General features: G+C 70.8%; 17 protein-coding genes and 1 pseudogene. 7 read left to right on the forward strand and 11 right to left on the reverse strand.

Annotated elements, in window-relative coordinates:
* Positions 1–136: 136 nt before the first annotated feature.
* From ACIRP7_RS06265 to ACIRP7_RS06275, 3 genes are all read left to right on the forward strand, one after another.
* Positions 137–790, forward strand: coding sequence for a transcriptional regulator (locus ACIRP7_RS06265; protein ID WP_403654596.1), 654 nt, complete (start codon positions 137–139; stop codon positions 788–790).
* Between the two features lie 42 nt (positions 791–832).
* Complete coding sequence (locus ACIRP7_RS06270; RefSeq protein WP_403654598.1) at positions 833–1,816, forward strand: threo-3-hydroxy-L-aspartate ammonia-lyase; 984 nt, start codon at positions 833–835, stop codon at positions 1,814–1,816.
* Between the two features lie 130 nt (positions 1,817–1,946).
* Positions 1,947–2,306, forward strand: coding sequence for a cupin domain-containing protein (locus tag ACIRP7_RS06275; protein WP_403654600.1), 360 nt, complete (start codon positions 1,947–1,949; stop codon positions 2,304–2,306).
* Positions 2,307–2,325: 19 nt separating this feature from the next.
* Here the strand turns inward: ACIRP7_RS06275 and ACIRP7_RS06280 are convergent.
* Positions 2,326–3,164: pseudogene (locus ACIRP7_RS06280) on the reverse strand (NAD(P)-dependent alcohol dehydrogenase).
* 124 nt (positions 3,165–3,288) lie between these two features.
* Between ACIRP7_RS06280 and ACIRP7_RS06285 the strand changes: the two are divergent.
* Entirely contained in the window at positions 3,289–3,990 is a 702-nt protein-coding gene (locus ACIRP7_RS06285) for an SDR family oxidoreductase (protein WP_403654602.1), read from the forward strand.
* Between the two features lie 356 nt (positions 3,991–4,346).
* Here the strand turns inward: ACIRP7_RS06285 and ACIRP7_RS06290 are convergent, their stop codons facing one another.
* The 4 genes from ACIRP7_RS06290 to ACIRP7_RS06305 all read right to left on the reverse strand — a co-directional run bounded on the left by ACIRP7_RS06290 (position 4,347) and on the right by ACIRP7_RS06305 (position 8,800).
* Positions 4,347–5,693 (reverse strand): VWA domain-containing protein, encoded by a 1,347-nt coding sequence (locus ACIRP7_RS06290; RefSeq protein ID WP_403654604.1) that lies wholly within the window; start codon positions 5,691–5,693, stop codon positions 4,347–4,349.
* Positions 5,690–6,547, reverse strand: a complete 858-nt coding sequence (locus ACIRP7_RS06295; protein ID WP_403655128.1) for an AAA family ATPase — start codon at positions 6,545–6,547, stop codon at positions 5,690–5,692. The genes ACIRP7_RS06290 and ACIRP7_RS06295 overlap by 4 nt, the downstream gene beginning before the upstream one ends.
* A gap of 153 nt (positions 6,548–6,700) precedes the next feature.
* Entirely contained in the window at positions 6,701–8,011 is a 1,311-nt protein-coding gene (locus ACIRP7_RS06300) for an FtsX-like permease family protein (RefSeq protein WP_403654606.1), read from the reverse strand.
* Positions 8,012–8,014: 3 nt separating this feature from the next.
* Complete coding sequence (locus tag ACIRP7_RS06305) at positions 8,015–8,800, reverse strand: ABC transporter ATP-binding protein (protein ID WP_403654608.1); 786 nt, start codon at positions 8,798–8,800, stop codon at positions 8,015–8,017.
* A 142-nt stretch (positions 8,801–8,942) separates the two neighbouring features.
* Here ACIRP7_RS06305 and ACIRP7_RS06310 point away from each other — a divergent pair, with 142 nt between their 5' ends.
* From ACIRP7_RS06310 to ACIRP7_RS06320, 3 genes are all read left to right on the forward strand, one after another.
* Positions 8,943–9,587, forward strand: a complete 645-nt coding sequence (locus ACIRP7_RS06310; RefSeq protein WP_403654610.1) for a hypothetical protein — start codon at positions 8,943–8,945, stop codon at positions 9,585–9,587.
* Positions 9,588–9,644: 57 nt separating this feature from the next.
* The gene (locus ACIRP7_RS06315; protein ID WP_403654612.1) at positions 9,645–10,244 is read left to right on the forward strand and encodes a hypothetical protein; all 600 of its coding nucleotides are present in this window, start codon (positions 9,645–9,647) and stop codon (positions 10,242–10,244) included.
* A gap of 149 nt (positions 10,245–10,393) precedes the next feature.
* The gene (locus ACIRP7_RS06320) at positions 10,394–13,363 is read left to right on the forward strand and encodes a family 78 glycoside hydrolase catalytic domain (RefSeq protein WP_403654614.1); all 2,970 of its coding nucleotides are present in this window, start codon (positions 10,394–10,396) and stop codon (positions 13,361–13,363) included.
* Here ACIRP7_RS06320 and ACIRP7_RS06325 read toward each other — a convergent pair.
* The 6 genes from ACIRP7_RS06325 to rhaI all read right to left on the reverse strand — a co-directional run bounded on the left by ACIRP7_RS06325 (position 13,336) and on the right by rhaI (position 21,040).
* Complete coding sequence (locus tag ACIRP7_RS06325; protein WP_403654616.1) at positions 13,336–13,992, reverse strand: lactate utilization protein C; 657 nt, start codon at positions 13,990–13,992, stop codon at positions 13,336–13,338. The two genes, ACIRP7_RS06320 and ACIRP7_RS06325, sit on opposite strands and share 28 nt — an antisense overlap.
* On the reverse strand, positions 13,989–15,467 hold the full coding sequence (locus ACIRP7_RS06330; protein WP_403654618.1) for a LutB/LldF family L-lactate oxidation iron-sulfur protein: 1,479 nt from the start codon (positions 15,465–15,467) through the stop codon (positions 13,989–13,991). Before ACIRP7_RS06330 ends, ACIRP7_RS06325 begins: the two co-directional genes overlap by 4 nt.
* Positions 15,464–16,219: a (Fe-S)-binding protein gene (locus ACIRP7_RS06335; protein WP_403654620.1), complete on the reverse strand. Its 756-nt coding sequence runs from the start codon at positions 16,217–16,219 to the stop codon at positions 15,464–15,466. The genes ACIRP7_RS06330 and ACIRP7_RS06335 overlap by 4 nt, the downstream gene beginning before the upstream one ends.
* Positions 16,220–16,290: 71 nt before the next feature.
* Positions 16,291–17,727 (reverse strand): rhamnulokinase family protein, encoded by a 1,437-nt coding sequence (locus ACIRP7_RS06340; protein WP_403654622.1) that lies wholly within the window; start codon positions 17,725–17,727, stop codon positions 16,291–16,293.
* Positions 17,724–19,763 (reverse strand): bifunctional aldolase/short-chain dehydrogenase, encoded by a 2,040-nt coding sequence (locus ACIRP7_RS06345; protein ID WP_403654624.1) that lies wholly within the window; start codon positions 19,761–19,763, stop codon positions 17,724–17,726. Before ACIRP7_RS06345 ends, ACIRP7_RS06340 begins: the two co-directional genes overlap by 4 nt.
* A 116-nt stretch (positions 19,764–19,879) precedes the next feature.
* A complete protein-coding gene (gene rhaI / locus ACIRP7_RS06350) occupies positions 19,880–21,040 on the reverse strand; it encodes an L-rhamnose isomerase (protein WP_403654626.1) in 1,161 nt (386 codons plus the stop codon).
* Positions 21,041–21,258: the final 218 nt, after the last annotated feature.

Genomic DNA, 21,258 nt, shown 5'->3' on the forward strand with positions numbered 1-21,258 from the left:
ACATGGAGCTGATGTTACCGGTAACATCAAGGCCGTCAAGATCCATGGACAAAGACGGGAAGGAGGGCAGGATTGGACTGGCTGTCCAGCGTCTGGATTGCTAGTCTAGAGAGACTGGTGGGGGTGGGAGGACCTGATGGAGACCGAGCGGGACGCGATCATCGCCGCGCTCACATCGGTCGTCGGCGGGATCGCGGCGACCTTCGGGCCGGTGTGCGAGGTGGTGCTGCACGACTACCGGAAGCCGGAGAACTCGGTGGTGGCCATCGCGGGATCGGTGACCGGGCGCACGGTGGGCGGCGCGATGAGCGAGATCGGCATGCGGATGCTCGCCCGCGGCGACGAGGCGGCCGACGAGCTGAACTACGTCACCCGAACCGATACCGGCAAGCTGGTCAAGTCCTCGACGATGCTCCTGCGGGACTCCTCGGGCGCGGTCTTCGGCGCGCTGTGCGTCAATGTCGATGTCACCGCGGCGAGCGAGGTCCATGCCCTGCTGGGAGCCCTGGCCGGGACCGGCGCGCCCTCCGAGGAACCGCCCGTCACCACCTTCGGTGACGACATCGACTCCGTCGTCGACGTCATGCTCGATACGCACCGGCATCAGTCGTGGGCACTGCTCGACCGCGCCGGACGCCTGGACCTGTTCCGCAGCCTGGACGAACGGGGCGTGTTCGCGGTCCGGCGGGCGATCGAGCAGGTGGCCGGACGGCTCGGGATCTCCCGCGCCTCCGCCTACAGCTATCTGTCCCAGTCCCGAAAACAGGCGAACACCGGAGGGCACTCATGACGACCACTGGACGGCACTCGTGACGACCACTGGAGGGCACTCATGACGACCGCCACCCCGCCGGTCACTCTGGACGACGTCCTGGACGCGGCCACCCGGCTCAAGGGCGTCGCGCACCGCACACCGGTGCTGCGCTCGCGGACCCTCGACGCCCTGGTCGGCGCCGAGGTCCTCCTCAAGTGCGAGAACTTCCAGCGGGTCGGCGCCTTCAAGTTCCGCGGCGCCTACAACGCGGCCTCCCGGCTGACCCCGGAGCAGCTGGGCCGGGGCATCGCCGCCTACTCCTCCGGGAACCACGCCCAGGCCGTCGCCCTCGCCGCCCGCGAGCTCGGCACCACCGCGGTGATCGTCATGCCCGAGGACGCCCCACGCTCCAAGCGGGCGGCCACCGAGGGCTACGGCGCCGAGATCGTCACGTACGACCGCTACACCGGCGACCGCGAGGCCATCGCCGAGGCCCTGGCCGTCGAGCGGGGCCTGGCGCTCATCCCGCCGTACGAACATCCGCACGTGATGGCGGGACAGGGCACGGCCGCTCTCGAACTCCTGGAGGAGACAGGCGAGTTGGGCGCGCTGCTCGCGCCGGTCGGAGGTGGCGGCCTGATGGCGGGGAGCGCCACCGCCGCCAAGGGACTGCACCCGGGCATCCGTATGGTCGGGGTGGAACCGGAGGCCGGCGACGACACCAGGCGGTCTCTGGAGGCGGGGCGGCGCGTCAGCATCCCGGTGCCCAAGACCATCGCCGACGGACAGGCCCTGCACACGCCCGGCGAGCTGACCTTCTCGGTGAACCAGCGGCTGGTGGACGAGATCGCGCTGGTCTCCGACGACGAGATCCGCGCGGCCATGCGGTTCGCCTTCGAGCGACTGAAGATCGTCGTCGAGCCGAGCGGCGCGACCCCGCTGGCCGCGCTGCTGAGCGGCCGGGTGAGCGACCTCCCCGAGCGGGTCGGGGTGATCGTGTCCGGCGGCAATGTGGACGCGGAGCGCTTCGCGCGGCTCTGTGCGGGCGGCGACCTCGCCTGAATGGCAGTCCCGGCCGGACGGGCGGACGATGGAGGGATGGGGCTCGGCCCCCGCCGGTGCCGCCCGGCGTGGGTGGGAGACGGAGACCGGCCCCGGCCGTGCTGCGACACGGCCGGAAGGGAGAGCCGTCATGTTCGAGATCAAGACGCTCGACAAGCCGGACGAGCGCAGGGACTTCCCCAAGGGGCATCTGGAAGCGGTCCACATGTCCGGACTGGACTTCGCCGTGGGCACCTTCGAGCCCGGCTGGCGCTGGTCCGAGTCCGTGGCACCGATCGCGGGCACCAAGAGCTGCGAGGTCCATCACAACGGCTATGTGGTCCAGGGCCGTATGCACATCGCCATGGACGGCGGCGGAGAGGGCGAAGTGGGCCCCGGTGACGTCTTCGTGGCGGGGCCAGGGCACGACGCCTGGGTCGTCGGCGACGAGCAGTGCGTGGTCTACGACTTCGCGGGTGGCATGGCGAGGGAGTACGCGAAGGGCCGGTAAGCACGTCCGTCCCGGGCCGTCACCTCTCACATGGTGATGACGATCTTCGTGCGTGCTCCACCTCCAGATGCCGGATGGCCTCGGCCGCCTCGTCGAGCGGATACATCCGCTCGACGGCCGGGGCGATCCCGCCTGCCCCGGTGAGTTCCCGCAGGACCTGGAGATTGTCCTGGGGAGAGGAGCAGTCCCCGGAGCGTGAGCCGCACCGGGCCGAGGACGCTGCCGCCCTCGTAGACACCCCCGCCGGACAGGACGATCGTGCCGGCAGGAGTCGCCGCGCGCCGCAGATCGCCCAGTGAACGATTGCCCACCAGGTCCAGCACCACGTCGTAGCGACGTCCGGCACAGGCGAAGTCCTCCCGGGGGTAGTCGACGACCTGGTCCGCCCCGAGCGACCCGACGAGCTCGACGTTGCGCGCGCCGCACACGCCGGTCACCTCGGCGCCGTACGCTTTCGCGATCTGCACGGCGAACGTCCCGACGCCGCCCGACGCGCCGTTCACCAGGACGGACTGTCCGGCCCGGACTCCGGCCACGTCCCGCAGTCCGATGAGCGCGGTGTTCGCGGCCAGCGGCATCGCGGCCGCCTGCTCGAAGGAGAGGCCGGCGGGCTTGAGGTCCGTCTCGCCGTACACCTCGTCGCCCGGACGCAGCCCCTTGACTCCCGCCCCGACCGCCTCGGCGTGGCCCGCAAGTCCCGGCCCCGGATCCGCACCTTCGGCGCGCGCAGCCCGAACGACAGCCGGGCGATCTTCGGGTCACCGTGCAGGTAGTGCCAGTCGTAGGCGTTGACCGAGGCGGCGTGCACCCGCAGAACACCTCGTCGGCGGCGGGTACGGGTTGCTCGACCTCCCTCAGCTCCGGCGTGTCCGCCGAGCCGTACCGGTGGGGAAGGGACCCTCGCTTGCCATCGGAAACCGATCGGTTTACTCTATTCGGTGTAGGTAAACCAATCAGTTTCTCAATGCTCCTGGAGACTCGCATGACCACCATCGAAGGTTCCGTCGCCCTGGTCACCGGCGGCAGCCGCGGTATCGGCCGGGCACTGGTGACCGCGCTGTACGAGCGGGGCGCGAAGAAGGTGTACGCCACCGCCCGCGACCCGCGGACCGTGACCCACCCGGACGCGGTGCCGCTGGCCCTCGAGGTGAGCGACCCCGCCTCCGTCGCGGCCGCCGCCGAGCAGGCCCAGGACGTCACCCTGCTGATCAACAACGCCGGCGCGTCCGTGAACGCGAACTTCCTGGACTCACCGGTCGACGACGTCCGCCGCGAGTTCGAGACCAACTTCTACGGCCCCCTCCTCGTCACCCGCGCCTTCGTGCCGGTCATCGAGCGCAACGGCGGCGGCCACATCCTGAACGTCCACTCGGTACTGTCATGGATCGGTCTCGCCGGCTCCTACAGCGCCTCCAAGGCCGCCTTCTGGTCGCAGACCAACTCCCTGCGCCTGGACCTGAGGCCGCGCGGCATCGAGGTCACCGGGCTGCACGTCGGATACGTCGACACGGACATGACCGCGAACGTCGACGCCCCCAAGGTCACCCCCGAGAGTGTGGCCGCGCAGGCCCTCGACGGCATCGCCTCCGGCGCCTTCGAGGTACTCGCCGACGACCTGAGCCGCCAGGTGAAGGCCGGACTCGCCGCAGACCTCTCGGCGCTGTACCCGCAGTTGACGGCCTGAGCCACCTGGACGCCCGGCACGGCCGCCACAGGACGGCGGCGGTACGGGCGTCGGTGCGGACACGTGCCGCCGAGTTCGGGGGCTCCGCCCCCACCCGCGGACCGGGATCGCAGGCCAGGTGCCGCGGCGAGCCCGGCCGGCGCGTACCGGCCGGCCCCCGGTGCGGCCGGCCCAGGATGTCGGCGTGGACGAACGTGCCGCCGAGCCGTGGCCCCGCCCCCACACTCGCGGACCGATCGCCGCCCAGGTGCCGCCGCGCACCGACCGCACGCCGGGGCGTGGAACGCAGCGATCGGTCGACACGCAGCCCGGCCTGGACGGTATCCAGCGCGCCCGCGTCCCGCCCGAGCCGTTCGTCAGATCGGCAGCAGCCGTCCCACCAGGGCGCTGAGCTGGCGGACATCGCGGCACTCGTGCATCTCCACCAGCTCGGCGTACTCGTACGCGGCCGAGTCGCCCGTGCCCCACTGCGCACGTGCCTCCGGATTCAACCAGTAGACACGGCGCGCCCGTTCGGTGATCTCCCGGACCGCGGGCAGGTTCGGGTCGCTCATGTTGGTGCGGGCGTCACCGAGGACGAACACGGTCGTGCGCGGGCTCAGCCCGTCCCCGTACAGCGACGCGAACTCGCCCAGCGCCACGCCGTAGTCGCTGCTGCCGTGCCACCCCGTGAGCGTGGCCTCGGCCCGGATCCGGGCGCCGAGTCCCGCCGCGTCGGCCGCCCCGTGTTGGAGGAGCCGGGTGACCTCGTCGAGGCGGTTGACGAAGGCGAACACCCGCACCTTGCTGAACTGGTCGTGCAGCGCCTGCACCAGCAGCATGGTGAAGTCCGAGAACCCCGACACCGAGCCCGACACATCGCACAGCAGCACCAGTTCGGGCCGGGCGGGTCGGCGTCGGCGCAGCACCGGTTTCATCGGCACCCCGCCCGTCGACAGCGAACCGCGCAGGGTCCGCCGCAGATCGATGGTGCCCCGCGCGGCGCGACGGCGGCGGGCCGCGAGCCGGGTGGCGAGCTTGCGGGCCAACGGCTGGACCGTGCGCCGCAGTTCGGCCAACCGGTCCTTCCCGGCGAACAGGAAGTCGACCCGGTCGGTCGTCGGCGCCACCGCCCGCCGGGCGATCTCGTCCCTGTCCCGCCGCTCCGCCACCCGCCGCCGGGCCTCCGCCGCCACCAGCGCGCGGAACGCCTCGATGCGCCGCCGGATCTCGTCCTCGAGCAGCCGGTCGGTGAACCCCGACATGCCCTGCTGCCCCCGCACGTCGTCGCGCACGCGCGCCAGCAGCGTCTGCGGGCGCAGCCGGTCGAGCGTCTGGTACGACGACCAGCCGTCCGAGGAGGGGGAGTTGCCGTACCCGCCGAACCCGTCGACGGCCTCCGCCGCGAGGCGGGCCATCAATGTCTCGTCGTTCGCGGCGAGGGCCTTGGCGAGACGTTCGCGCAGCTCCTCCCGGTCCGCGGGGCCGGTGCCGGGTGCGCCGACTCCCCGTGGGAAGTACAGGTCGAAGACCGGGTCGAACACCCGCCGTTGGGCCGTGCTGTGCAGCAGGGTCGCCGCCAGCCCCTCCCGCAGCCGCTCGCGGTCGGCGAGTCCGAGCGCCTCGACCGCCTGCGCCGCGTCCACCGTCTCGCCGGTCCCGATGCGCACACCGTGCGCGCGCAGGGCCCCGACCAGGGAGGTGAGCCGGTCGGCGGTGCTCACACCGCGTCCAGGTCGAGCTTGGCCCCGGCCTTGAGGATGTCGTCCTGGTGCTTGAGGAGCACGCCCAGACTGTCCCGTACGACCGTCTCGTCGAGGTGGTCCGCGCCGAGCGCGAGCAGCGTGCGCGCCCAGTCGATGGTCTCCGCGACCGAGGGCACCTTGCGCAGGTCCATGGCCCTGAGCGCCCCCACCACCCGGACCACGGACCTGGCCAGCGTCTCGTCGAGACCCGGCACCTTCAGCCGGACGATCCGCCGCTCCAGCTCCTCGTCCGGGAAGCCGATGTGCAGGAACAGGCAGCGGCGGCGTAGGGCCTCCGACAGCTCGCGGCTGGCGTTGGAGGTGAGGACGACGAAGGGACGGCGGGACGCGGTGATCGTGCCCAGCTCGGGGACCGTCACCTGGAAGTCGCTGAGTACCTCCAGGAGCAGGCCCTCGACCTCGACGTCCGCCTTGTCGGTCTCGTCGATCAGCAGCACCGTGGGCTCGTCGCCGCGGATCGCCGTCAGCAGGGGCCGGGGGAGCAGGAACTCCTCGCTGAAGATGTCCGTGCGGGCTTCGTCCCAGGTCTCGTCCCGGCCGGCGCTGATACGCAGCAGCTGCTTGGCGTGGTTCCACTCGTACAGCGCCCGGGACTCGTCCACGCCCTCGTAGCACTGCAACCGGACCAGCCGCGCCCCGGCGACCTCGGCCACCGCCTTGGCCAGCTCCGTCTTGCCGACCCCGGCGGGACCCTCGACCAGGAGCGGCTTGCCGAGCCGGTCGGCGAGGAAGATGGTGGTCGCGACCGCGGGCGAGGCGAGGTAGCCGGTCTCGGCGAGGCGTGCGGAGACGTCGTCGACGGATGTGAACAGCAACGGGGCCTCCAGGGCGGCGCGAACTCGTTCCGTCAACTATCTAAGCGCTTGTTCACCCCGTCTGTAAACGTGTTCGAAGGCCGGCGGACGCGGACGCGGGGCAGCAGGAAGGGGCGTCACCGAAGTGACGCCCCCGCCGCCCGCAGCTCCTCACGCCGCCAGTCCCACCGCCTCCACCGCCGGAGTACGCAGCACCCTGCGGGCCGTGACCAGGCTCGTCCCGACCGTCGCGGCCGTCGCGATCGCCACCACCGCCAGCCAGATGCCGAGCCCCTGGTGCGGCAGCACCGAGTCACTGCGGACCACCGTGAACGGAATGATCCCGGCCAGCGCCGCCACCGTGCCGAAGAACAGCCCGACCGCCGTGAGGATCAGCCCCTCCACGCCCACCGTGCCCAGCACCTGCCCCGGACTCGCCCCCGCCAGCCGCTGTTGGCCGAACTCCCGGCCCCGGTAGGTCGTCGCCGCGTACAGCGAGTTCACCAGCATCACGCACTCGAACACCACGATGATGCCGACGACCGTGAGGTTCAGCGTCTGGAGGTTCTTCGCGTCGACCGTCCTGACCGCGCCCGAGGCCTTCATGGCGTCGCTCTCCACACCCTGCATGTACAGCGTGGCCACGGACACGGCCGTGAAGAGGATCAGCGCCATCAGGATCCCGGAGAGGTGTTCCACCCGTCGCCGCAGGTTCCGCACGGCCAGCCAGCCGCTCGCGCCGGTCAGCGGCAACCGGTCCAGGACACCCTTCAGCAGCCGCGGCGAGAGCAGCGCAAACCCCACGGACAGCAGGATCGCCCCATAGGCCGGAGTCGCCATGAGCGCCTCGTCCGTCGCCGAGAAGGCGAAGGTGGAGGTCACCGACATGGCCCCGACGCCGAGCGCCGCGTACGCGAGGAACGTGCGCGCCCGACCCCGCGGCCGACGCCGGCGCGTGGCCCGTCGTAGGGCGAGGAAGGCGGCGCCCGCCGCCGCGACCAGGGTGATGTCGATGCCGGACATCAACGCGACGACACCGAAGGAGGGGTCCACATCCTTCGCGACCTGGCCGCTGTCCTGGAACACCTCCAGCAGTGCCTGCCCGCCGAGCATCGCCGGACCGATCGCCAGTACGGCCCCGATCAGGGCGACCGCCACGGACTCGCCCACGACCATCCGCCTGATCTGCCCCGGCGTCGCCCCCGAACAGCGCAGCAGCTCCAGCTCAGCGGCACGCTGACGCACGTTGACCGTCAGTGTCGAGGCCACCGCGAAGAACACCAGAAGCGTGCCGTAGCCTCCGACGACACTCGCCGACGTGGTCAGCGTGTCCGAGCTCACCGGATCGACACCCGGCCGGCCGGCCGTGTCGTACAGCGAGTTGAACGTCATGATGATCCCCGCGCCCAGGAAGGCGGCGAGCAGGGTCGCGAGGAACCGTCCGGGCCGTTGCCGTATCGACCGCATCGCCAGCATGAACATCGCTCACACCCCCACTGTCATGTCGTCGCCCAGATGCGCGAGGCGCTCGGCCACCGCGTCCGGCGTCGGCGCGTCCATCCGGCCCGCGAGCCGGCCGTCCGCGAGGAACAGCACGGAGTCGGCATAGGAGGCGGCGACCGGGTCGTGGGTCACCATCACCACGGTCCTGCCGTGCACCCGCACCGCCTCCTGGAGCAGTCGCAGCACGTCCCGCGCGCTACGGGTGTCCAGGGCGCCCGTCGGCTCGTCCGCGAAGATCACACGGGGGTCCGCGACCAGCGCGCGGGCGATCGCCACGCGCTGCCGCTGGCCGCCGGAGAGCTGGTCGGGCCGGTGCCCGAGCCGGTCGCCGAGACCGACGGCCGTCAGGACCTCCTCCGCCCGCCTCCGGTCCACCTTCCGGCCGGCGAGCTTCAGCGGCAGGACGGTGTTCTGGGCGACGGTCAGCGTCTCCAGCAGGTTGTACTGCTGGAACACGAACCCGACCCGCCCCCGCCGGAACCTGGTCAGCTCGGCCTCGCCTCCGCCCGTCAGCTCCGTGCCGTCCACCCGCACGATGCCGCTGTCCGGCCGCTCCAGACCGGCCGCGCACTGCAACAGCGTGGACTTGCCGGACCCCGAAGGACCCATCACCGCGGTGAACGTGCCCCGGGCGAGGCTCAGCGTGACCCCGTCCAGGGCGGTCACGGCACTGTCGTCCGTGCCGTAGGTCCTGCTGACCTTCACCAGCCGCAGTGCCTCGGCGGCGGGTCCCGTGTCGTACGTGCGTCGTGAGCCTGTCCGAAACATCGTCGTCCCCCTTCGTCCGGCACGCCGTGTGCCTCGCTGAAGAAACTACGGAGCCGCGGGCCTCGGGACATTGGGCACAGAACCCGTCTTCAGGGGTGTACTCAGTGACACCACCATGGCGGATACGGCAGGGTTGACCGCCATGACCGACGGAATAGCCTGGCTCGCCGAACCGCAGTCCATCGCGTACGGCGGCTACAGCGTGGTGATCGCACCCGACCTCGAATCGGAGTCGCTGGCGCGGCGGATCGCCGAGACCGCCCACCGGCCCTACCGGCCCCGCGCCATCGGAGAACTCACCGGCCGCCAGGTGCAGGACCTGCTGGAAGGCCTGTACGGCGAGGTCCTGGACGGCATCGCGCTGCGCCACGGCGAGCTCGACGAGTGGTCGTACGTCATCAAGTACGGCGGCTGGCAGGGCGAGTTCGGCACGGGCAGCCGGCCGGTCGACCGCGGCGGCCTGCACGTCTTTCACCTGGAGTACGAGGAGGAGAACGGCAAGCCGGTGCCCCCGAACTTCGCCTACCGCCACGACGAGAACCTGATGTGCGCGTTCAACCTGCACCTGGACGGAACTTGGGGGTACGGCAGCCCCGAGGGCGATCCCGAGGTGGTCGCCGCCGTCCAGGAGCGGCTCACCGCGGCCGGCCTGCCCGACGACGAACTCGAAGACCTCGCCGTGCACCGGGCCTGCCTGGAGGTGCTCCAGCGGCACTTCGGCCTCACCCTGCCCCGCGAGCGGATCCTGGAGGACACCCTGCCCACCCTCCTGCTGACCGGCCCCTGACCGAGGGCCCGGGGAAGGGGCGGGGCATTGTCAGTGGGGCGCTGTACGTTTCCGGGCATGGGGATCTATCTGGTGAGTGTGGGTGCGCAGGAGTGGTTCGACACGGATGAGGACGAGGGCGGCCGGGGCACCCTCGCCGCGGCGCTCGCCGAGGAGTTGAGCCGCCGGGGGCTGCCTCCGTACGAGTCGGTGCCCGATGAACCGGAGCGGGTGGTGCGCGGGGCGGGGCTCTCGTTCGAGGAGAAGCTGGTGCCTCCCATGGACGGGTTCGAGACGCTGTGCCGCGCGCATCTGTCGCAGCAGGAGTACGAGATGCTCTGCGACTGGTCGCTGCTGGTGCCGTTCGCGCTTGACGAGGAGATCCGGCTGCCGGTCGAGAACGCCTACGCCGACACGACGATGGTCGTCGGCGCCCCGCAGGTGCTCGCCCTCGCCGAACGGCTCGCGCGGGCCGTCGGCCTGCCGGTGGACGAGATACCGGCGGCCTGCGACAACCTCGACCTGACCATGTGGTTCCTGGACGGGCCGGCGAAGGACGTCGCGGCCGCACGACCGGGACCGTGGGCCGAGGACCTGGACGCCGCGTTCTACGTGGCGCTGTACCTGCGCGCCGCCCAGCACTCCCTGCGGCGCAGCTGCCCGATCGTCTACTGCTGACGTGACGGCGGCGCGGGAGGTGGCTTTCCGGTTTTTGAACGGTTTCAACGTGCGACGCGAACAGTGGACACCCGTCCCGTTCGTCCAGTAGCTTCGACCGCCGAACCGGCTGAATCGATACAACCCCGAGCCGCCGAAGGGACCACGGTATGACCGACGGAGTCCAGCACACCGCCGTCGAGGGCCTCACGGTGGAGCACCGCACCGACCCGCTCGGTGTGGACGCGGCCCGCCCGCGATTCGGCTGGCGCACCGCGTCCCGGGTCCGCGGCCGGAGGCAGAGGGCGTACCGCATCCTGGTCGCGTCCACCCCCGACCGGCTGGCCGAGGGCCGCGCGGACGTCTGGGACAGCGGCCGCACCGACTCCGCGGACTCGGTGGCCGTGCGCTACGCCGGCCCCGAACTGCGCCCCTCCACCCGCTACCACTGGACCGTCCAGGTCTGGGACGAGACCGGCCACAGGCTCCCCGAGGCCCCGGCGGCCCGTTTCGAGACCGGCCTGCTCAGCACCGACGGCGTGACCGGCTGGGACGGCGCGCAGTGGATCAGCATGGCGGGCAAGGCGCCGAACAGCGCGGGCGCGCCGCTCCTCAGAAGGCAGACGACCCTGACAGCGGACCAGGTGCGCGAGGCCCGGCTCTACGTCTCCGCGCTCGGCGTGTACGAGGCCTACGTCAACGGCCGCCGGGTCACCGTGCCCCAGGACGGCGGCACCACGTACGAACTCCTCACCCCGGGCTGGACCAACTACGACACCACGGTCAGCTACTTCACCTACGACGTCACCGGCCTGCTCGCGGAGCAGCCGCAGGTCACCCTCGCGGCCGTGCTGGGCAACGGCTGGTACAACGGCCGCGTCTCCGACCACAGCGTCTACTACTCCGAGGCCGGCAACCGCCTCGCGCTCAAGGCCAAGCTCCTGATCCGCTACGAGGACGGCTCCACGCAGGCCGTCGTGACCACGGCAGGCGACGGCTGGAGGGCCACGGACACCGGCCCCTACCGCGCCGACGACATCTACGACGGCCAGACCTACGACGCCCGCCGGGAACTGCCCGGCTGGACCGGGAACGGTTTCGACGCCTCCGCCTGGTCCGGAACGGAGGAGCACGACTTCACCACCCGCTTCCCCGACTCCCGGCTGGTCGCCTACCCGGGCGAGTCGGCCCGGCTGATGCCCGAGTGGGACCGCAGGCCGCGATCGATCACGGTCTACACCGGCGGCACGGACTTCGTCGCCGACCCCGCCCGCACGGTCACCGACCCCACCGAGGCCGCCACCACCTCCCTCACCCTGCACCCCGGCGACACAGCCGTGATCGACCTCGGCCAGAACCTCGTCGGCGTCCCCCGCTACACCCTCCGCGGTCCCGCCGGAGCCGAAGTCACCTTCAGGCCGGGGGAGATGCTCAACGACACCAGCGCGGGCGCGGACGGCCCCGAGGGCTCCGTCTACCGGGCCAACCTCCGCACCGCCGAGGCGGCCAGCACATACATCCTCAAGGGCGACCCGAACGGCGAGACCCACGAGGACTCCCTGACCTTCTACGGCTTCCGCCACCTCTCCGTCACCACGACCGCCACCGTCACCCTCACCGGACTGACCGGGAGGGTCGCCACCTCCGCCCTCCACGACATCGGCACCGTCGACACGGACGATCCCGACATCAACCAGCTGATCAGCAACGTCCGTTGGGGCCAGCGCGGCAATTACCTCTGGGTGCCCACCGACTGCCCGCAGCGCGACGAACGCTGCGGCTGGACCGGCGACACTCAGGTCTTCTCCCCGACCGGTCTCTACAACGCCGACGCGGTCGCCTTCCTGAGCCACTTCCAGGACATCCTGATCGACTCCCAGCGCACCTACGGCGCGGACGGCGCCCAGTTCACCTGGATCGCGCCCGGCGCCCGCTTCAACGAGCCGGTCCCGGCGAGCGGTTGGGCGGACTGCGGGGTCGTCGTCCCCTGGACCGTGTGGCAGATGAGCGGGGACACCACCATCGTCGACCGCAGCTGGGACGCGATGACGGCCTACCTGGACTGGATCCGCGCGCGCACCGGCGACAGCTACGCCGGACAGGGCGCGGTCTTCGGCGACTGGCTGGCCTTCCAGGTCACCAGCACCCAGCTCATCAGCGACGCCTACTACGCCCACAGCGCCCGGCTCATGGCGGACATGGCCCGCGCCACCGGCCGCACCGCCGAGGCCCACGCCTACGAGGAGCTCTTCGGCCACATCAAACGGGCGTTCGTCACCAAGTACCTGAGCATCGAGGACGGCCGCCTCACCGTGCGTTCCAGCCTCGGCTCCCCGCCGCCGTGGACCCCGGGAGGCAGTCCCACCCGGACCGAGGACGACAGCCAGACCGCGCTGCTCTGGGTCCTCAAGCTCGGCCTGTACGACACCGAGGTCCAGCGGCGTGCTCTCGTCGAGCTCCTGGTCGAGAACATCGGCAACTCGGCCGCCTACAAGGCCACCCACCCCGACAGCACCCGTGTCGGGTACGCCGAGAACACCCTGTCCGTCGGTTTCCTCGGCGTGAACGTCCTGGCGCCCGTCCTCACCGAGGAGGGACAGGTGGAACTGGCCTACAAGGTGTTGCACCAGGACGCGATGCCGTCCTGGCTGTACTCGGTGAGGAACGGCGCGACGACGGTCTGGGAGCGCTGGAACTCGTACTCCGAGGAGGACGGCTTCGGGCCGGTCGAGATGAACTCGTTCAACCACTACGCCTACGGCGCGATCATGGAGTGGATGTACGAGAGCATGGCCGGCATCGCCAAGGACCCGGCCCACCCGGGCTTCAAGCACTTCTTCCTGCGGCCCCACCTCGACCCGACCGGAAGGATCACCCGGGTCACCGGCGCGCACCGGTCACCGTACGGCGAGATCGTCAGCGCGTGGGCGGTGCGGGAGAGCGAGTTCACGCACCGGGTCGCGGTCCCCGCCAACAGCACCGCGACCCTGCGCATCCCCACGGCCGACCCAGGCTCCGTGCGCGAGGGCAGCACAGCTCTGTCGCAGGTCGAGGGAGTGCGGTACCTGGGCTTCGAGGACGGTACCGCGGCCTTCGAACTCCCCTCCGGGCGCTACGAGTTGACCTCCGCGCTCGCCTGAGCGTTCACCAGTACCACCTCCAGGGTGCGCGGACCGTGCACCCCCTCGACCCGGTCCAGCTCGATGTCACTGGTCGCCGACGGACCGGAGATCCACGTCAACGGGCGTACCGGGTCGAGGCGTTCGAGGGCCTGCGGCACGGAGGAGACGACCTGGTCCGGGACGCGTACGACACAGATGTGGTGGTCCGGGACGAGGGTGATACGGCGGCGGCCCTGGTCCGGGCCGCCGTCCAGGACGATGGTGCCGGTCTCGGCGACGGCCACCGCGCAGGCCGTGACCACACTGTCCAACCGGTCCAGCGCGTCCGGAGTGCTCTCGACCCGGTCCGGGACCTGCTCGGCGTCGGCTTCCGCCAGCCACGACCGCTCCAGACCGGGCGGCACGAGGACCGTCTTCGATCCCCGGGCCGCCAGCATCCCGGCCAGCGTCGCCGGCAGGTCGGCCGCCGTGCAGCGGTGCACTGTCGCCCGGTAGTCGGCGAGGTTCTCGGCCAGCAGTTCCACGGTCTCCTCGACGCTCCGGTCGCCGTGTTCCCGCAGATAGGTCCGCTCGATCGGGGCATCCTCGCCCGGGGCATCGGCCAGCGCGCGCCGCACCCGGCCCAGGATCCGTTCCCTGCTGCTCACTTGCCGCCCTCCTTGCCGCCGTTGGTGCGCTGCCACCAGTCGCGGAACGGTTCTGCGGGCACGGGCGGCAGGTCCCTGGTGCCGCTCCACGCCTTGCCGGGACCCGGCAGGGTGCGCGGATGGAAACGGCGGGTCCGCGAGGCCGCCCGCTGGCCGGTACGCAGGACACCGGGATGGGAGAACGCCCAGCGGGCCGCCCGCATCGCCGACCGCTCGGCCGCGTGTCCCTTGGCGGGCTTGAGCACCACCTTGTTGCCCTCGCGGACCACCGGCCCGCCCTCCACGATCCGCTCCCGCAGATGCACCAGCACCTCGGGGATGTCGATGGCGACCGGGCAGACCTCGTAACAGGCCCCGCACAGACTCGACGCATACGGCAGTGAGGCGTCGATCTCGCTTGCCGTTCCCCGGAGTTGGGGGCTGAGGATCGCGCCGATCGGGCCGGGGTAGACCGAGCCGTAGGCGTGTCCGCCGGCCCGCTCGTAGACCGGGCAGACGTTGAGACAGGCCGAGCAGCGGATGCAGCGCAGGGCCTGACGGCCGACCTCGTCGGCGAGGGTGTCGGAGCGGCCGTTGTCGAGCAGCACCAGATGGAAGTTCTGCGGGCCGTCCTCGTCGGTGGTGCCGGTCCAGGTCGAGGTGTAGGGGTTCATGCGCTCGGCGGTCGAGGAGCGGGGGAGCGTCTGGAGGAAGACCTCCAGATCCTGCCAGCTCGGCACGATCTTCTCGATGCCGACGACCGAGATCAGTGTCTCGGGCAGGGTCAGACACATCCGTCCGTTGCCCTCGGACTCCACGACCACCAGGGTGCCGGTGTCGGCGACCATGAAGTTGGCGCCGGAGATGCCGACCTTGGCGCGCAGGAATTTCTCCCGCAGGTGCAGCCGTGCCGCCTCCGCCAGTTCGGCGGGCGTGTCGGTGAGGCCCTCGGGGGCGGGGCGGCCCCATTCGCTCATCTCGCGCGTGAAGATGTCCCGGATCTCACCCCGGTTGCGGTGGATGGCAGGGACGAGGATGTGCGAGGGCCGGTCCTTGCCCAACTGCACGATCAGCTCGGCGAGATCGGTCTCGTAGGCCCGGATGCCCTCGGCCTCCAGAGCCTCGTTGAGCCCGATCTCCTGCGTGGCCATCGACTTGACCTTGACGACCTCCGACTCGCCGGTCATCTTGACCAGCTTGGTCACGATCTCGTTGGCCTCGTCGGCGTCGGCGGCCCAGTGGACGGTGCCACCCGCCGCCGTGACCGACTCCTCCAACTGCACGAGATAGCGGTCGAGATGACGCAGCGTGTGGTCCTTGATCTGCTTGCCCGCCTCACGCAGCTCCGCCCAGTCGGAGACCTCGGCGACGGCCTTCTCCCGTTTGGCGCGGATGGTGTGCGTGGCGTGGCGCAGATTACCGCGCAGCGTCTTGTTGTTGACGGCCTCGTGCGCGGCCTTCGGGAAGGCCGGCATCCCTACGAACGTCCCGCTCATACGGCCGGTACCTCCTCCGTGCTCGCCAGGATCTCCGCGATGTGCACCGGCCGCATGCCCGACTCCAGCCGGCCCATCGTGCCGCCGATGTGCATGAGGCACGAGTTGTCGGCCGCGCACAGCACCTCGGCGCCCGTCGACTCGGCGTTGCGCACCTTGTCCGCGCCCATGGCCGCCGAGACATCGGCGTTCTTCAGCGCGAAGGTGCCACCGAATCCGCAGCACTCGTCGGCACCCGGAAGCTCCTTCAGCTCCAGGCCCTTGACCGCACGGAGCAGCCGCCGGGGCCGGTCGCCGAGCCCGAGGCTCCGCAACCCGTGACAGGTCGGGTGGTACGTCACCGTGTGCGGGTAGTACGCCCCGACGTCCGTCACCCCGAGCACGTCCACCAGGAACTCCGTGAGCTCGTAGGTCTTCGGCACCACGGGCGCCAGCACGGCCGCGAGGCTCTCCCCGCGCCCCTCGGCCCGGGCCCGCTCACCCATCCGCGGATACAGCTCCCGCACCATCGCTCCGCAGGAGCCGGACGGCGTCACGATCGCCTCGTAGTCCCGGAAGACATCGGAGAAATGCCGGGCCAGTGGTTCCGCCTCGTGCCGGTAGCCGGTGTTGTAGTGCGCCTGCCCGCAGCAGGTCTGGGACATCGGGAAGTCGACGTCCACGCCCAGCCTGGTCAGCAGTTTCACCACAGCGCGCCCGGTGTCCGGATAGAGCGTGTCGTTGACACAGGTCAGGAACAGGGCGACACGCATCGCGGCTCCTTGTGGTCGATCGTCGGATGAGTGAAGCGTAGTCCGGGCGCGGGCCCCGGGGGAGACCCGGGTCAGGCCCCGGCGAGCCGGGCCTGCGCCGCACGCCAGCGCGCGGTGTCGCCCTGCGGCTCGTACCGCGTGAGCGGCTGCGTACGGGTGAGCAGCTCGCGCCCGCCCGCGAGGTCGCCCACCAGGCCGTGGGCCCGGGCCTGCACCAGGACGTTCCCGAGCGCGGCCGCCTCGGTCGGTCCCGCCACCACCGGCAGCCCGCAGGCGTCGGCGGTCAGCTGGCACAGCAGGGCGTTGCGCGTCCCGCCCCCGACGACGTGCACGACGTCCACGGGGTGGTCGGCCAGCCGCTGCGCCTCCTCCACCGCCGTGCGGTGGGCCAGGGCCAGCGAGTCGAGGATGCAGCGCGTGACCTCGGCGGGGGAGACGGGCACCGGCTGTCCCGAGGCACGGCAGGCCTCGGCGATCCGCTCCGGCATCCGCCCCGGCGGGAGAAAGACCGGATCGGAAGCGTCCACCACCGACCGCAGCGCCGGCACCTTGGCCGCCTCGAGCAGCAGCTCGCCAAGGTCCGGGTCGCCCCAGGCCCGTACGCACTCCTGGAGCAGCCACAGCCCCATGATGTTCCGCAGATACCGGACCGTGCCGTCGAGCCCCAGCTCATTGGTGAAGTTGGCGGCCCGGCTCTCCTCCGTCAGCACCGGCGCGTCGAGCTCCAGGCCCGCCAGGGACCAGGTGCCGGTGCAGATGTAGGCGAACCGCTCACCGGAGGCGGGGACGGCGGCCACCGCGGAGGCGGTGTCGTGCGACCCGACGGCCGTCACCGGCACCGGCCCGCGCAGCCCGGTCTCCTCCAGCACCTCGGGCCGCAGCAGTCCCGCCGGATCGCCCGGCTGCCGCAGCGGTGCGAACAGGTCCAGGTCGATCCCGACCCGCTCGGCGATGTCGTACGACCACCCGCGCGTGCGGGGATCGATCAGCTGGGTGGTCGAGGCGTTGGTCAGCTCGGTGCCCTGCTCGCCGGTCAGCCAGTAGGTGAGCAGATCGGGGATCAGCAACAGCCGTTGCGCGCCGGTGAGACGGTCGGCGACGAGCTGGTACAGCGTGTTGAAGGGCGCGTGCTGCAAGCCGGTCGCCGCATAGAGTTCCGGTGCGGGCACGGTCGCCCACACCTTCTGCGCGACCCCCTCGGTACGGGAGTCCCGGTAGTGCACCGGGTTGCCGAGCAACGCCCCGTCGGCGTCCAGCAGCCCGTAGTCCACGGCCCAGCTGTCGATGCCGACGGAGTCGACCTGACCGGCCGCCCTGAGCCCGTCCAGGACACCTCCGTACAGCGAGAGGATGTCCCAGCGCAGGCCCTCCGGGACCCGGACCGGACGGTTCACGAACCGGTGTGCCTCCGTCAGCTCCAGGCTGTCGGGGCCGACGCGGCCGACCATGACACGTCCGCTGGACGCGCCGAGGTCGACCGCGGCGTACGACTTCACGCTCGCGCTCATCGCAGGAAGGCGGCCGCGACGCCGGCGTCGACCGGGACGTGCAGCCCGGTGGTGTGCGTCAGCTCCCCGCCGGTCAGCGCGAACACGGCGTTGGCCACGTGCTCGGGGAGCACCTCGCGCTTGAGGATGGTCCGCTGGGCGTAGAACTCGCCGAGCTTCTCCTCCTCCACGCCGTACACGGCCGCCCGCTTGGCACCCCACCCCCCGGCGAAGATGCCGGAGCCGCGCACCACACCGTCGGGGTTGACGCCGTTGACGCGGATGCCGTGCTCACCCAGCTCGGCGGCCAGCAGCCGCACCTGGTGGGCCTGGTCGGCCTTGGTGGCGGAGTAGGCGATGTTGTTGGGCCCGGCGAACACGGCGTTCTTGGACGCGATGTAGACGATGTCGCCGCCCAGCTTCTGCGCGATCATCACCCGGGCCGCCTCCCGCGACACCAGGAAGGAACCGCGCGCCATGATGTCGTGCTGGAGGTCCCAGTCCTTGGCGGAGGTCTCCAGGAGCGGCTTGGAGATGGAGATGCCCGCGTTGTTGACCACGAGGTCCACGCCGCCGAAGGCCAGCACCGCGGTGCGGAACGACTCGGCGATCTGCTCCTCGGAGGTGACGTCGACGGTCACGGCGACGGCCTTGTCGGGCCCGCCGAGCCCCTCCGCGACGCTTTCCGCGTTCTCGGTGTTGAGGTCCGCGACCACCACACACGCGCCCTCGGCGACCAGGCGCTGCGCGATGGCCTTGCCGATCCCGCTGCCCGCGCCCGTCACGAGCGCGACCCGCGTGGCGAGCGGCTTGGGCTTCGGCATCCGCTGAAGCTTCGCCTCCTCCAGCGCCCAGTACTCGATGCGGAACTTCTCGGACTCCTCGATGGGGGCGTAGGAGGAGACGGCCTCGGCGCCCCGCATCACGTTGATCGCGTTGACGTAGAACTCGCCGGCGACCCGGGCGGTCTGCTTGTCCTTGCCGAAGGAGAACATGCCGACACCCGGGATCAGCACGATCGCCGGGTCGGCACCGCGCATGGCGGGGGAGTCGGGCAGGGCGTGCCGCTGGTAGTAGGCGGCGTACTCGTCCCGGTACTCGGCGTGCAGTTCCTCGAGGCGCGCGACGGCCTCCTCCAGAGGGGCCGTCGGCGGCAGGTCCAGGACGAGCGGCCGCACCTTGGTCCGCAGGAAGTGGTCGGGGCAGGAGGTGCCGAGCGCGGCGAGCCGGGGGTGCTCGGCCCGCGCCAGGAATTCGAGCACCGGCTCCGAGTCGTTGAAGTGCCCGACCTGCGGCTTGTCCTGGGAGGCGAGGGCTCGGACGTGCGGTGCGAGGGCGGCGGCCCGTGCGCGCCGCTCCGAGGGCTCCATGGCCTCGTAGCCGTCGATCACCGGACCGAACGGCTCTGGCTTCCCCCGCTCGGCGAGAAACGCCTCCGCCGTGCGGATGATGTGCAGCGAGTTCCGCTCGCACTCCTCGGCGGTGTCCCCCCAGGCGGTGATCCCGTGCCCACCGAGCACGACGCCGATCGCCTGCGGATTGGCGGCCTTGATGGCGGCGATGTCCAGTCCCAGCTGGAACCCGGGCCGCCGCCACGGCACCCAGGCGACGGTGTCGCCGAAACACTCGGCGGTCAGCTTCTCCCCGTCGGCGGCGCAGGCGAGCGCGATACCGGAGTCGGGGTGCAGATGATCGACATGGGCGGCCTCGACCAGGCCGTGCATGGCGGTGTCGATGGAGGGAGCCGCCCCGCCCTTGCCGTGCAGGCAGTAGTCGAAGGCGGCGACCATCTCGTCCTCGCGCTCGACACCGGGGTACACATCGACGAGCGCCCGCATCCGGTCCAGCCGCAACACGGCCAGTCCCGCCTCGGTCAGCGTCCCGAGGTCACCCCCGGACCCCTTGACCCACATCAGCTCGACGTCACCACCGGTGACGGGATCGGTGCCGGTGCCCTTGGCGGACGCGTTGCCGCCGGCGTAGTTGGTGTTACGGGGATCGGAGCCAAGCCGACGGGACCGGGCGAGGAGGGCGGCGGCTTCGGGGTGGGTTGCCATGAACTTTCAGTCCTATCTGGAAAAGGGCTAGGGAGATGCTTTGAGGGGCGCGGGGAACTGCGCGACCAGCCACGAACCGGCCCGCACCCCGTAACGAACAGAAACCCGGCAGACGCTTACGCGCCCCAACCTGCCTGCTCCCCGCCAACACGCTCGGCGATGATCTTCTCCGCCCACCCGGACCGCCGATACGCAGCCATCGGATTGGCGTCCAGTCCCCTCTCTTCCCGCACCTCGGCGAGAAGCGGCCGCACATCCGTGTTGTACGCATCCATCAGCACCGCGTTCGCCTCCAGAACATCCCCCTCCCGCTGAGCCACGGCAAGAGCGTCCCGGTCGACCAGCAGCGCCTTCGCCGTCGCTTCCTGGACGTTCATGACGGACCGGATGATGGCCGGAATCTTCGCCTCGATGTTGTGGCACTGGTCGAGCATGAAGGCGACGTCGGGCGTGAAGCCCCCGCCACGGATGACCTCGTACATGATCCGGAACAGCTGGAACGGATCAGCCGCCCCCACCATGAGGTCGTCGTCGGCGTAGAACCGCGAGTTGAAGTCGAACCCGCCGAGCTTCCCCTCGCGCAGCAGCGTGGCGACGATGAACTCGATGTTGGTGCCGGGAGCGTGGTGCCCGGTGTCGACGACGACCTGCGCCTTGGGCCCGAGCTTGAGGCAGTGCACGTACGCCGTCCCCCAGTCCGGCACGTCCGTCGAGTAGAACGCCGGCTCGAAGAACTTGTACTCCAGCAGCATGCGCTGGCCGTCGCCCAGACGGTCGTACACCTCGGAGAGACCTTCGGCGAGCCGGTCCTGCCGGGTCCGCAGATCGTCCTGGCCGGGATAGTTCGTACCGTCGGCGAACCACAGCTTCAGGTCCTGGGAGCCGGTCGCGTCCATGATGTCGACGCACTCCAGCAGATGATCGAGAGCCTTCCGCCGCACCGAGGCGTCCGGATGGCAGATGCTGCCCAGCTTGTAGTCGTCGTCCTGGAAGGTGTTGGAGTTGATGGCGCCCAGCTTCACGCCCCGCTCCTCGGCGAACTTCGCCAGCGCGGCGTAGTCCTCGACCTTGTCCCAGGGGATGTGCAGGGCCACGGTCGGGGCCACTCCGGTGAACGCGTGCACCTGCGCCGCGTCCTCCAGCTTCTCCTGCGGTGTGCGCGGTACGCCCTGCTGGGCGAACACCTTGAAGCGGGTTCCCGAGTTCCCGTACGCCCACGACGGCGTCTCGACGGCCTGGGTCTTGAGAGCGGCCTTCACCGCGGTGAGCTCGGTCACTTGAGGCTCCTGTGACGTCGGGTCTTGAGGGCTGTCCGAACTGCTTCCCTGTGAAACGATTCAAGACGGGAAAGTATGGGGGTCACGCGAGGGTGTCAACCCCTGCGACCAAGGCTGTTGCCCGTGACTCCACTGTGACCTGAGTTCATCGAAACTTTTTCGACACGAACCCATTGACGTGACATGCGCGGCATGTCTAACGTCCCGGCAACCAAGTT

Source organism: Streptomyces sp. NPDC102270, assembly GCF_044766405.1.
GTDB lineage: Bacteria > Actinomycetota > Actinomycetes > Streptomycetales > Streptomycetaceae > Streptomyces.